This is a genomic window from Serratia proteamaculans, from assembly GCF_013337185.1.
In the GTDB taxonomy this organism is placed as follows: Bacteria; Pseudomonadota; Gammaproteobacteria; order Enterobacterales; family Enterobacteriaceae; genus Serratia; species Serratia proteamaculans_D.
Genome location: NZ_SWDE01000001.1, coordinates 519,751 through 532,222, shown reverse-complemented (window position 1 = coordinate 532,222; position 12,472 = coordinate 519,751). Strand labels below are relative to the sequence as shown.

Annotated in this window: 15 protein-coding genes; 5 read left to right on the top strand and 10 right to left on the bottom strand. The window is 58.8% G+C overall.

All coding sequences use genetic code 11. From position 1 onward, the window contains the following. Positions 1 to 4: 4 nt before the first annotated feature. The 10 genes from hydN to hycA form a co-directional block, all read right to left on the bottom strand. Positions 5 to 547, bottom strand: a complete 543-nt coding sequence (hydN, locus tag FCL49_RS02510; RefSeq protein ID WP_174352286.1) for an electron transport protein HydN — start codon at positions 545 to 547, stop codon at positions 5 to 7. A 162-nt stretch (positions 548 to 709) separates the two neighbouring features. Beyond that, positions 710 to 1,180 carry a hydrogenase maturation peptidase HycI gene (gene hycI / locus FCL49_RS02505; protein WP_174352285.1) on the bottom strand — a complete coding sequence of 157 codons (471 nt, stop codon included), beginning with the start codon at positions 1,178 to 1,180 and terminating at the stop codon, positions 710 to 712. Further along, complete coding sequence (locus tag FCL49_RS02500; RefSeq protein ID WP_174352284.1) at positions 1,173 to 1,589, bottom strand: formate hydrogenlyase maturation HycH family protein; 417 nt, start codon at positions 1,587 to 1,589, stop codon at positions 1,173 to 1,175. The genes hycI and FCL49_RS02500 overlap by 8 nt, the downstream gene beginning before the upstream one ends. After that, positions 1,586 to 2,383, bottom strand: coding sequence for an NADH-quinone oxidoreductase subunit B family protein (locus FCL49_RS02495; protein WP_174352283.1), 798 nt, complete (start codon positions 2,381 to 2,383; stop codon positions 1,586 to 1,588). The genes FCL49_RS02500 and FCL49_RS02495 overlap by 4 nt, the downstream gene beginning before the upstream one ends. Then, the gene (locus FCL49_RS02490; protein ID WP_174352282.1) at positions 2,380 to 2,925 is read right to left on the bottom strand and encodes a formate hydrogenlyase complex iron-sulfur subunit; all 546 of its coding nucleotides are present in this window, start codon (positions 2,923 to 2,925) and stop codon (positions 2,380 to 2,382) included. Before FCL49_RS02490 ends, FCL49_RS02495 begins: the two co-directional genes overlap by 4 nt. A gap of 12 nt (positions 2,926 to 2,937) precedes the next feature. Then, positions 2,938 to 4,641 (bottom strand): hydrogenase large subunit, encoded by a 1,704-nt coding sequence (locus FCL49_RS02485; protein WP_174352281.1) that lies wholly within the window; start codon positions 4,639 to 4,641, stop codon positions 2,938 to 2,940. A gap of 22 nt (positions 4,642 to 4,663) precedes the next feature. Continuing rightward, complete coding sequence (locus FCL49_RS02480) at positions 4,664 to 5,599, bottom strand: respiratory chain complex I subunit 1 family protein (protein WP_174352280.1); 936 nt, start codon at positions 5,597 to 5,599, stop codon at positions 4,664 to 4,666. Between the two features lie 10 nt (positions 5,600 to 5,609). Then, positions 5,610 to 7,478: a proton-conducting transporter transmembrane domain-containing protein gene (locus FCL49_RS02475; protein WP_174352279.1), complete on the bottom strand. Its 1,869-nt coding sequence runs from the start codon at positions 7,476 to 7,478 to the stop codon at positions 5,610 to 5,612. Beyond that, a complete protein-coding gene (locus FCL49_RS02470) occupies positions 7,478 to 8,092 on the bottom strand; it encodes a 4Fe-4S dicluster domain-containing protein (RefSeq protein ID WP_174352278.1) in 615 nt (204 codons plus the stop codon). Before FCL49_RS02470 ends, FCL49_RS02475 begins: the two co-directional genes overlap by 1 nt. Positions 8,093 to 8,179: 87 nt before the next feature. Then, positions 8,180 to 8,647, bottom strand: coding sequence for a formate hydrogenlyase regulator HycA (hycA, locus tag FCL49_RS02465; RefSeq protein ID WP_174352277.1), 468 nt, complete (start codon positions 8,645 to 8,647; stop codon positions 8,180 to 8,182). Between the two features lie 262 nt (positions 8,648 to 8,909). On the opposite strand from hycA, the gene hypA reads away from it, so the two are divergent. Genes hypA through hypE form a run of 5 tightly spaced genes read left to right on the top strand, consistent with a single transcriptional unit; the run spans position 8,910 to position 12,472 of the window. Beyond that, on the top strand, positions 8,910 to 9,254 hold the full coding sequence (gene hypA / locus FCL49_RS02460; protein ID WP_174352276.1) for a hydrogenase maturation nickel metallochaperone HypA: 345 nt from the start codon (positions 8,910 to 8,912) through the stop codon (positions 9,252 to 9,254). A 15-nt stretch (positions 9,255 to 9,269) separates the two neighbouring features. Then, positions 9,270 to 10,064, top strand: a complete 795-nt coding sequence (hypB, locus tag FCL49_RS02455; RefSeq protein ID WP_174352275.1) for a hydrogenase nickel incorporation protein HypB — start codon at positions 9,270 to 9,272, stop codon at positions 10,062 to 10,064. Next, complete coding sequence (locus FCL49_RS02450) at positions 10,055 to 10,348, top strand: HypC/HybG/HupF family hydrogenase formation chaperone (protein WP_174352274.1); 294 nt, start codon at positions 10,055 to 10,057, stop codon at positions 10,346 to 10,348. The genes hypB and FCL49_RS02450 overlap by 10 nt, the downstream gene beginning before the upstream one ends. Next, positions 10,335 to 11,462, top strand: coding sequence for a hydrogenase formation protein HypD (gene hypD / locus FCL49_RS02445; protein ID WP_174352273.1), 1,128 nt, complete (start codon positions 10,335 to 10,337; stop codon positions 11,460 to 11,462). Before FCL49_RS02450 ends, hypD begins: the two co-directional genes overlap by 14 nt. Then, positions 11,459 to 12,472 (top strand): hydrogenase expression/formation protein HypE, encoded by a 1,014-nt coding sequence (gene hypE, locus FCL49_RS02440; RefSeq protein ID WP_174352272.1) that lies wholly within the window; start codon positions 11,459 to 11,461, stop codon positions 12,470 to 12,472. Before hypD ends, hypE begins: the two co-directional genes overlap by 4 nt.

Sequence of the window (12,472 nt, the reverse complement as noted above, 5' to 3'; positions counted from 1 at the left end):
GTTCCTAAAACAGTGACGACAGGGTGTCGAGCGCGGCGCGACGACGTTTCTCGGCGTTCATTTCCTGCAGCATGTTGCGATCCACACAGTGAAGCGCATTGGTCGGGCAGGTTTCCATACAGGCCGGGCCGCTATCACGGCCGATGCACAGGTCGCATTTATGGGCTTCGGCTTTCTCGGTGGTGGCGCTCATCACGGCGCCGTTCTGGCGGACAACCGGGCGGGTGATCACTTCCATCGCGCCGTAAGGACAGGCCACCACGCAGGTTTTGCAGCCGATGCAGCGTTCCTGCATCACCAACACCATGCCGTTGGTGCGGCTAATCGCGCCATTAGGGCAGACGTTAGAGCAAGGCGCGTCCTCACACTGGCGACACAGCACGGCGGTGCTGACGTTAACGCCTTTGATCACATGCAGACGTGGGGCGAAGCTGGCGGCGTTGAGGGCTGAAATATCCTGGCTTTCGCTGTGTGCCATCACACAGGCGATTTCACAGGTACGGCAGCCGATGCATTTCTTGGGATCGGCGATGATAAACCGGTTCATCAATAACTCCTGAGTTACCCTTCATCCGGGTATGACTATGGATAGGTTGTGCCCTGGGTTAGGCATAAAGCGTGCCAACCCTGAAAATCAAGTAAAAGCAGAGGGTTAGCCTGGTGGTGACGAAGTGACCGACGGCATGTCGACACAAATGACGATACTGCGTCAGACATTCGTCACCACCAGTGGCGGATAACCGCCATTCATTGGCCAGTCATGCAGCCGTTGGTGCAGGGTGGTCACCGCGTGGCGAACCGCCGCGCCGATCGGGTAATAAAACGCCACCACCTCTGGCTGAATGCCGATAAAGGTAATGTCCGCCACCGTTTCACGCAGTTGGTCGATCAGGAAATTGAGCGGCAGGTTATGGGTGGTCATGATGAACATGTCGGCAATGTCTTTTTCATCGATCACCCGGGTTTCCCCCGCGGCCAGCCCCATATCGGTGGCATCGACAATCACCAGCCGCGCAGGACGCAGCTCGCGGATATGACCGATGTCATTTTCCGGTGCGGCACCGCCGTCAATCACCGTCCAGCCGGCGGGTGGATTGCCGGCACAGAGCTCCGCCAACAGCGGCCCGGCGCCGTCATCGCCCATCATGCAGTTGCCCACACACAATAAAACGTCAGTCATCATGCCTCCGGACCATCAGATAAATGGCGGGTTCGTTTTCAATCGACTGCAGCAGGGCGATCAACTGTTGGCTCCAGTCTTGCTGTTGGGGGTTCATTTGCGGGTCGGCAGCGCTCAACGCGGTGGCCAGCAGGTGGGTATGGCTACTGTCGATGCAGATTTCACCGAAGCGATCGACCCCTTCCAGCTTGCGCCGGGCGGTGCTGCCTGCGGGCAATTGGGCGACCCAGGCACGGAACCCGGCCAGCGGGCAGCTGAGTTTGGCTTCCAGGCAGTCGATCACCCCCAGATGGTGGCCAATCGCCAGGCTGTAATAGATCACCTCCTGGGCTTTGGGCGGGGCCTTTTTCTCTTGCACGAATTTGCGGCTCAGGGAGTAGAACACCACCTGGGCATGGGAGTGGCTCATAGTCGCAGCTCCCCCCGCAGTACCCGTTGATAGATCCCCTGCAGGTTGCCGACAATCTCGCTCAGACGCATATCGTCCTGCTGCTGCAGGTAAACGTTAATGCGCTGTTCAACCGGCAATGGGCTGTCTGCGGCCAGCAACTGCATAAACTGGTCGGCTATCTGGCGGCCATAGCGATAGCCGGCCATCCGCCGGGCTTCGCGATCCAGCAATACCCGCAGCGGCTGGGGCAATGTTGGGTGCAACAGGCGGGTGGCTTCGCCCTGAGTTTCGTCATGCTGGCGACCTTTGATTTTCTGATCCAACAGGCCGAGCGCCATGGCAAAGCCATAAATGGTGGCGGCCGGCGTCGGCGGACAACCGGGAATATAGACATCCACCGGTACGATGCGATCGGTGCCGCCCCAGACGCAGTAGAGATCGTGGAAAATGCCGCCGCTGTTGCCGCAGGCACCGTAAGAGATGCTGATTTTCGGATCGGGTGACGCCTGCCAGGCGCGGATCGCCGGGATACGCATGGCGCGGGTGACTGCCCCGGTAAACAGCAAAATATCGGCGTGACGGGGTGAGGGAACCACTTTGATCCCGAAGCGCTCGGCGTCGAACAGCGGGGAAATAGCGGCGAAAATTTCAATTTCGCAGCCGTTGCAACCGCCGCAGTCCACCCGGTAAACATAGGCCGAGCGGCGGATATCCTTCAGCAGGGTAGTTTTCAGCTTGGCAATACTGTCGTCGAGGGTGATCGGCACCGGCAGGCCATTTTCGTCGCGCGGGCCAATCAGTGGCGGATTCATGAGATGACCTCCCGGGTCAGATGGCGGCCAACGTCAATGCGGTCAGCCTGGGTCAGGTTTTGCTGCTGTTTGCAGGCCGGGCAGGTTTCAAACTGCGTGCGGCGCGCGGCGGTTTCTGTACTGCTCAGCCCAAGCAGCGCAATGGCATAGTCAATTTCCTTCTGCGACGCATAGGCTTTGCCACACTGACGGCAATGGCAGATGGCAAAGTCGGCTTGCTCGTACAAGTCTTCTTTGCGCCACACCGCCAGCTCGAACTGCTGTGAAAGCCGGATGGCGGCGGTGGGGCAAACCTCTTCGCAGCGGGCGCAGAAGATGCAGCGCCCGAGAAACAGCTGCCAGCGCACCGTGCCGCCGGTCAGGTCTGTGGTCATACTCAACGCATTGGACGGGCAAGCGTTGGCACAGGCCCCGCAGGCAATACACTGCTGCGGGTTGTATTCGGGTTTGCCACGAAAGTTCGGGTCGACCACCAACGGCTGGGCCGGATAGGCGACGGTGGCCGGCCCGGTTTTCAGCACTTTTTTAATCAGTTTCAGCATGATGGGCTCCGGTTAGAACGGTTTGTTTTTCCGTTCGATGCCATAACGCTCAATTTCTTTGTACGGCACTATGATGGACTGGCGCTTGCGCACGTCGACGATGGTCATCCTGTCGGTACAGGAGTAGCAGGGATCCAGACTGCCGATGATCAGCGGGGCATCGGAAACCGTGTTGCCGCGCAGCATGTAACGCAGGGTTGGCCAATTGGCGTAGGTCGCGGCCCGGCAGCGCCAGCGGAACAGTTTCTGGTTATCGCCGGTCATGCTCCAGTGGATGTCGTCACCGCGCGGGGCTTCGGCAAAGCCCAGGGCAAAGCGGTGCGGGATATAGGTGAAACCGTCCACCGCCAGCGGCCCGCTCGGCAGGCTTTGCAGGCCGAACTCGATGATGCCGAGCGAGTTGAACACTTCGTGAATGCGCACCTTGAGCCGCGAATAGACGTCGCAACCGTCTTCCACACAGAGTTCCACCGGCAGTTTGGCGTAACCGGCAAAGGGGTGATCGAGACGGGTATCACGGCGGTGGCCACTGCCGCGGATCATCGGACCGACGTTGCTGTAGTCACGAGCCACCTGCGGATCGAGACGGCCAACCCCGACGCTGCGCTGTTCGGTATTCGGCGTACTGAGCAAGATATCGACCAGATCCACCAACTCACTGCGCATTTGCGCCGCCAGCCGCAGGGTTTGCAGCATGTCGTCTTTCATAATGTCGCGGCGGATGCCGCCAATCAGGTTCAAACCATAGGTTTTGCGCGCGCCGGTCAGGATCTCAGCCATCTTCATCGACTGTTCACGCACCCGGAAGAACTGCATAAAACCGGAGTCAAAACCGACGAAATGGCAGGCTAACCCCAGATTCAGCAGGTGGCTGTGCAGGCGTTCCACTTCCAGCAGGATTGAGCGGATCATTTGGGCGCGTTCCGGCACCTGAATGCCCATCGCGTTTTCCACCGAACTGGTGTAGGCCACGCTGTGGGTAAAACCGCAAATGCCGCACACCCGGTCCGACAGGAAGGTGACTTCGTTGTAGCCCATACGGGTTTCGGCCAGCTTTTCCATGCCACGGTGCACGTAGAACAGCCGGTAGTCGGCATCGATGATGTCTTCGCCGTCGACGAACAGGCGGAAATGCCCCGGTTCATCCGAGGTGATATGCAACGGGCCGATCGGCACCACGTTGGCTTTGCTACCGGCCAGGCTCTGGAACGGATAGGTTTCCACATCGGTGGTTGGCGCGGGCCGTTGGCGATAATCCATGGCGTCTTTACGCAGCGGGTGGAGATCGTCCGGCCAGTCGTCCGGCAGTACCAGTCGGCGTTCATCCGGCAAACCAATCGGGCGCAGGCCATACATGTCGCGCACTTCACGTTCACCCCAGACGGCAGCGGGCACCCGTGGCGTAACGGAAGGGAACTCCAGCGTTTGGGCGTCAACTTCGGCCCGTACCGTGATCCAGCATTTGGTGCCTTGCTCCATCGACAGCACGTAATACAGCGCGTAATTGCCGCACAGCGTGCGTTCGTCGTTACCAAACAGCACCGACAGCCAGCCGCCCTGTTGGTAATACAGCCATTCCACCACTTCCGGCAGCGCGTTGAGTTTGACGGTCACCGTCAACTGATCGGCCGTTTGCCATTCTGCCGCCAGCATGGCAGCGGGAAATTGTTGCTGCAATGCCGCCAGGTAGTGCTGGCCTTGATGTTCGTTAGTCATTATTGATTGCCTTAATCATTGTTCAGCCGACGACCAGCCAGGAAACCAGCGCCAGAAAAGCCAGTCCAAAACCGGCCCAGGTGGTACGGCCGGTCTTGAGGAAGCGCAAACGTGCCACGCTGTTTTCGAGAACCGCGATCAGCACCACCGCACACAGCAGCTTGAACAGCGCCAGCACCAGTCCGGTCAACAGCTGCGGGGCGGTGAGCTGCGCCGCTTGCCCCCAGGGCAGGAATACGCCGAGGAACAGTTGCAACACCACCAGTTGTTTGAGGCTGATGCCCCATTTGATGATGGCGAGCTCAGCGCCGGAGTATTCCGTCAGCGGGCCTTCCTGCAGCTCTTGTTCGGCTTCCGCCATGTCGAACGGCAGCTTGCCCATTTCGATATAGGTGGCGAACGCGCAGGCCAAACCGGCCAACAGCAGTGGCAGCCAGGCGTGATGCGGCAACCCCAGCAGGCTCTGCACCATGGCACCCAGTTGAGTAGAACCGGCGACCAGCGCCGTTACCCACAAACCCAGCAACAGGATCGGTTCAACCAAAATACCCAGCACCGCTTCGCGGCTGGCACCGATAGCGGTGAAGGGGCTACCGGTATCCAGCCCGGCAATGGCGAACACAAAGCGCACCACGGCGAACAGATAGATCAGGGTGATCACATCACCGATGGCAGGCAGCGGTGAGGCGGTGGTCAGCATCGGCAGCGCGCAGGCGATGGCCAGCAAGGTGCCGGTCAGTAAGTAAGGCATGGCGCGAAAGGCCAGGCCGGAAGCGCCCGGCGCCACGCTTTGGCGCTTAAGCAGTTTGGCGATATCACGGTATTCCTGTAATACGCCGGGGCCGCGTCGGGTATGGATTCGGGCACGCAGCACCCGGCTAATGCCAGCAAACAGCGGGGCAACAGCCAGTAACAGCAGGGCCTGCGCCAAACCAAGTAACACACAGGGATAGGTCATCGTTATCTCCTCAGGCAAAAGCCACGACCAGCAGCACCGCCAACTCTACGGCGGCCAGACCGCGGCAGAAGGCAACGAATGCGTTACGGTGTAACCCATCACTGACCCTTGCAGGAAGCCAGCGGCGCAGTTGATACAGCGGGGCAAACATCACTCGCAGCGGCTGAGCAAAGCCGGTGGCGGTGATCACCATCGCGTCTTCATGGCCGTAACCACAGGCCCAGGCGCTGCCTTGCACCCGATGTGGTTGGCGATGTGTCTGATAGCGCGCCGCGATCAACAGCGGCAGCAGCGGCATCGCCAGCAATAAAATGGCGATCAGTGGGGTAGAAACCATTGAGCCGCTGACAGAAAGCGAATGTTCTGGCGTGATGCCAATCAGGCGGGCAAACAACGGGATTGCCCAGGGCGCTCCCAGGCCACAAACCAGGCACAACAAGGCGGGCAGCGCATGGCTCAGCGTCAGCCAAACATTGGCCTGTACGGCATTCGCCGCGGCGTTGCAGCGTGGCGCCCCCAGACAGGCAACGCCAAAGACCTTGCTGACGCACATGACCGCCAGCGCACCGGTCAGGGCGAGAACCACGGCCAGCAGCGGGCCGAACAAATGGCCAATAAAGCCAGGGGCTGCGCTAAAGCGGAACAGTCCCTGGTAAATCAGCCATTCACTGGCAAAACCGTTCAACGGCGGCAAGGCGGCCATCGCCACCAGGCCAATCAGCAGCGAAACGGCGGTCCAGGGCATCAGCCGTGCCAGGCCGCCCATTTTTTCCATGTCCTTCAGCCCGGTCTGTTGTTCAATGGCCCCGGCTGCCAACAGCAATGCGCTTTTAAACAGGCTGTGGTTCAACAGATGGAACAGGCCGCCAATCAGCGCGAAGGCGGTCAATAGCGGTTGTTGCAGCGCCATGCCGACCATCGCGCCGCCGATGCCCAGCAAAATAATGCCGATATTCTCCAGGGTGTGATAAGCCAGCAAGCGACGCAGGTCGTGCTCCATCAGCGCATACAGCCCGCCGAAAAAAGCCGTACCGGCCGCCAACAGCAGCACCAGTAATCCCCACCACAGCGGCGGCGTGCCCAGCAGATCCAGCCCTATCTTCAGGATGCCCAGCAGGCCGACCTTCATCAGCGCACTGGAAAACAACATGGCCGCGGAGGCGGGCGCACTGCTGTGCGACTGTGGCACCCAGGTATGTAGCGGCATCAGCCCGGCAAAAATGCCAAACCCGGCCAACGCCAGCAGGAATACCGCATTACGCAATGCTTCAGGCAATGACGTAGTGCGGATAGCGCTGAACTGCAGGCTGTGGCTATGGCAATAGATCAGCGCGAAGGCGGCAACCAGCAGCAGGGTGCCCAAGCGCATCAGCAAAAATTGGCTATGACCGGCGCGCAGGCTTTTAGCGCTCGGGGCATGGACTATCAGGAAATAGCCGCACAGCGCCGCCAACTCCAGCAGCAACAGCAGAGCCAGGGCGTTATCGGCCATTACCGCGGCGCTTAATGCCGCCAGCATCAGATTGCTTAACCCAGCCAGCCGGCCACGAGCACGCGGGTTCAGCCGGGATAAGCTGCCTGCGTGATACAGCGCGGCAAAGACTCCGCAGAGAGCTATCACCAGCAGTAACAGGGCGTTGATGCCACTGATTTCCACTGCGTAATGCAGCCACGGCAAACGGGCGCTGTGAAGCGGCGCAAACAGCATCTGTACCGCGGGCAACAGCGAAGCGACAGCGCAGAGCAAGGTGCCGCCGCTCAGCAGAGTGCTGATACGTGACCAGGGGGCCAGTAACCAGCCCAACAGGGCGCAGAGTAAATATCCGACCAGGGCTGATGTCAGCAGCAACAGCGGGTCGGGCAAAAGGGCATACATCATCAATTTGGCTCCTTGTGGGATCCAGGTACGGTCGCAAACGGCAACTCGGAGTTGAGCGCCTGCATTGCATTGCGCCTTTTCTGTTCGCTGGCGTTGCGTACGTCTTGGTCGGTCACCAGCCGGATCGCCTGGGTCGGACAGGTGCGGATACAGGCGGGGCCTTCGGGGCTGAAGTCGCAGAGATCGCACTTCACCGCCACGGCACGGACACCGGGCACACAATCCAGGAAGGGGCTGATCGGGCGCGGTGCTTTGGGCGCAGGTAAGGCCAGCGGGGTGTTGCAGTCCGCAGGGATCGCCAGTGGGGTGCTGCCACCGAAACCAATGGCACCGAACGGGCAGGCGATGCCGCACAGCTTGCAACTGATGCACAGGCTTTCGTTCAGTACGATGGCGTCATCCTGATGGCGGATAGCATTGACCGGACACACCTGCGCGCAGGGGGCATCTTCACACTGGTGGCACATCGCCGGCGCAGAGTCGCGGGCGTTGCGGATCACCTGCAGGCGGGGTAATGCCTGCAATCCATATTGCCGATGTTCCGCAGAACAGCTTGCCATACAGGTATTGCAGCCAATACACAATTTGGGGTCCGCAATAATAAAGCGGTTCATGCACACTCCTTGCTTCGTCATTTATGACGAAATCGTCAGTAAAAAATGACGCTTCGACAGTTTTCTGTCAGTGATTAACGCCGACGGTCAGACGGGTAAGGTTATTTTTTTCAGTGCGTCATGAATGGCGTGGCCATCATGCATGGAATCAAACAGGCATTGATAAATAACGGCGATCTTATCCAGGTAATGCTCAAATACCGCCTGCATGTCGCGGTTGTTTATTACTTCGTCGATATTGCCATTTTCATCCAGCGTGGCATGGGCGAAAGGGGCAAAGTTTTCCGGCTCATGGGCCGTGGCCAGATTAATCCGGTAGCAAATATCCTGGCTGTAAAACCCTTCGCTCAACTGGATGCTGACCGTAAAGTGGTTGAACAGCACAAAGCGAAGATCGTTTTCCTGGCCGTAGGTAAACTGATGATTAATCTTCTTTTTGGTGGTGGTGACCGCTTTGACCAGGGTGCTGTGGTAGGTCTGCCACTGCGCCATCAGACGATTGCTTTTGTTGGCGATATAATCGGCCTGACTGGTTACTTCACTGATTGTACTCATGGTCCTCACTCAAAATTAATGGTCGTTGTCGAAATAGCTCCGGGTCAGCGAGTTAAAGCATAAAGCGTGCCAAACTCCGGTAAATTTCATTATTTCCTTTTAATTCAATGGTCACGATTAAATTAAGTCGCCAATCCTTTAGGGAGTGGCTTATTTAATGACTGACGATGACAGCCGATTCGACAAATATGTCATTGGCGGCTTGGCATCATATTTGCAACGTGAGGGGAATAACGCGTTTATCGCCATTATCGGAGGCCGAATGCACGAAATAACCCTATGCCAACATGCGATGGAAATAATGCAGCAACAGGCTCGCCAAAATAATGCGCAACGGATCACCGCGGTGTGGTTCGAGATTGGCGCGTTTTCCTGCGTCGAGGCCGAATCGCTGCGGTTCTGTTTTGACATGGTGTGTCGCGACACTCTGGCCGAAGGCTGCGAACTGCATCTGGTGGAACAGAAAGCGCAGTGTTGGTGCCATGACTGCCAGAGCGATGTCGAGCTGCTGTTACCGCAGGTGCTGGTCTGTCCGCACTGTAGCGGACGAAATCTGCGGGTACAGGCCGATGATGGCTTGCAAATAAAACGCCTGGAAATTGAATAACAGAGGGGAATGAATATGTGCAGTACCTGCGGTTGTGCCCAGGGTGAATTAACCATTGAAGGGGACGTGAAGGTGCCATTCCGTCCGCAACGCAATGTGCAGGGTGACCTGCATTACGGTTTGGGGCTGGCGGGCACCCATGCACCGGGTATCAGCCAGCGCCGAATGCTGGAAATTGAAACCCGGGTGCTGGACAAGAACGATCGTCTGGCGGAGGGGAATCGCCAGTATTTCGCCGAGCAACATATTCTGGCGCTGAATCTGGTTTCCAGCCCCGGCTCCGGCAAAACTACGCTGCTGACGGAAACGCTGCTGCGGTTGCGTGGTCAGCACCTGTGCGCGGTGGTGGAAGGCGACCAGCAAACTACCAATGACGCGGAACGTATCCGCGCCACCGGCGTGCCGGCGATTCAGGTCAATACCGGTAAAGGCTGCCATCTGGATGCGCAAATGGTTCACGAGGCCGCCCGGCGCCTGGAACTCAAACCCCACAGCCTGCTGTTTATCGAGAACGTCGGCAATCTGGTTTGTCCGGCCAGTTTTGATCTGGGGGAACGCCATAAGGTGGCGGTGCTGTCGGTTACCGAAGGGGAAGACAAGCCACTCAAGTACCCGCATATGTTTGCCGCCGCTCGGGTAATGCTGCTGAACAAAATCGATCTGCTGCCTTATTTGAACTTCGACCTGGCAGCCTGTATCGACAATGCCCGCAAGGTGAACCCGACCATTGAGGTGATTCCCCTTTCGGCGACCAGCGGTGAAGGCATGAGCCAGTGGCTGGCCTGGCTGGAGAAACAGTTATGTGCATAGGCGTTCCGGGGCAGATCGTGGCGCTGGATGAAAAGCAGCCCCAGCACGCCTGGGCCGAGGTCTGTGGTGTACAGCGGGAAGTGAATATTGCGCTGGTACGTCAGGAAGGTGAGCCCAGGGAAGCGATGATCGGCTGCTGGGTGTTGATCCACGTGGGCTTCGCCATGAGTCGACTGGATCAACAAGAGGCCGAGGAGATGCTTTCGGCACTGCAGGCGATGGGGGAAGTGGAACAGGACGTGGCGTTGTTTTTGGCGGGGGAAGGCAACCATGCATTACGTTGATGAGTTCCGCGATCCGCTGCGGGTAAAAACCCTGTTGCAGCATATCCGGCGGCGTGCCGCACAGTTGCCGTTTACCGCCGAGCGGCCGTTGCAAATCATGGAGGTTTGCGGCGGTCATACCCATGCCATTTTCCGCTTTGGCCTGGATAAGCTGCTGCCGCCGCAGATTGAGTTTATTCACGGGCCGGGCTGCCCGGTTTGCGTGTTGCCGATGGGGCGTATTGATGCCTGTTGCGAAATCGCCGCTCACCCGGAGGTGATTTTTTGCACCTTCGGCGACGCGTTGCGGGTACCGGGCAAACAAGGCTCTTTACTGCAGGCCCGCGAGCGCGGCGCAGATGTGCGAGTGGTTTACTCGCCGTTGGATGCTTTGATGCTGGCGCGGCAAAACCCGCAGCGGCAGGTGGTGTTCTTTGCCCTGGGGTTTGAAACCACCATGCCGGTCACCGCCATTACCCTGCAACAGGCCCGGCTGGAAGGGCTGAATAACTTCAGCGTGTTTTGCCAGCACATCAGCCTGATCCCCACCTTGCGCAGCCTGTTGCAACAGCCGGATGTGCGCATCGACGGCTTTCTGGCACCTGGCCATGTCAGCATGGTGATCGGTACCCAGCCTTATGACTTTATCAGTCGGCAATACCATAAACCCCTGGTGGTGACCGGTTTTGAACCGCTGGATATCCTGCAAGGGGTGATGATGCTGGTTGAACAGTTTGTGGGCCGGCAGAGCCGAACCGAAAACCAATACCGCCGGGTGGTGCCGGAACAGGGCAACCTGCTGGCACAGCAGGCAATGAGCGAAGTCTTTGTGCTGGGCGGCGGCAGCGAATGGCGCGGTCTTGGCACTATTGCCGATTCGGGCATTGCCTTAACCCCGGCCTATAGCGCCTTTGATGCGGAACGGCGTTTCCGCCCGCAGCACCGGCAGGTGGCTGACGATCCTCATGCCCGCTGTGGGGAGGTGCTGACCGGGCGTTGCAAACCGCGCGACTGCCCACTATTTGGTGGTGGCTGTACGCCGCAAAACGCTTTTGGCGCTCTAATGGTGTCTTCGGAAGGTGCCTGCGCCGCCTGGTACCAATACCGCCGTGAAACAGAGGAAACCCCGGCATGAATAACGTGATTACTATGGCTCACGGCAGCGGCGGCAGCGCGATGCAACAACTGCTGGATGAGGTTTTCTTACCGGCCTTTGCCAATCCGCTGCTGGATCAGCGTGAAGATCAGGCCCGCCTGAATTTGGCCGAATTAACCCAACTGGGCGATCGATTGGCCTTTACCACCGACAGCTACGTGATTGACCCGATTTTCTTCCCGGGCGGTGATATAGGCAAACTGGCGGTCTGCGGTACGGCTAACGATCTGGCGGTCAGCGGGGCGTTACCGCGCTATCTTTCCTGCGGTTTCATCCTCGAAGAAGGCTTGCCGCTGGCCGATTTACAGCGGGTGGTGACTTCGATGGCTGCCACCGCGCAGCAGGCCGGTATTCGCATTGTGACCGGGGATACCAAGGTGGTGCAGCGCGGTGCGGCCGACAAAGTGTTTATCAATACCGCCGGTATTGGGGTGATCCCAACGGAATTGGATTGGGCGGCGACCCATATCCGCGCCGGTGACGCTGTTATTGTCAGCGGTACGCTCGGCGATCACGGGGCGACTATCCTCAACCTGCGGGAAAAGCTGGGGATGTCGCTGGATGTGATCAGTGATTGCGCGGTGTTGGCACCGTTAATCGCGCCATTGCGGGCCATTAACGGCGTGCGGGCATTACGCGATGCGACCCGTGGCGGGGTGAACGCCATTTTGCATGAGTTTGCTCGTGCGGCGGGCGTGGGGATTGAAGTTGAAGAGAACCTGTTACCGATAGCACCGGCAGTGCGAGGCATTTGCGAGTTGCTGGGGCTGGATGCCATCAACTTTGCCAACGAGGGCAAACTGGTGGTGGTGGCCGCGCCGGAAGCCGAACAGGCGGTACTGGCTGCGTTACAGGTGCATCCGCTGGGCAAGGCCGCTACGCTGATTGGCCGGGTGACTGCCGGGCGGCAAGTGAGACTGCAGGGCGCTTATGGCATCAGCCGCCTGCTGGATTTACCGCATGCCGAGCCTTTGCCGCGCATTTGTTGA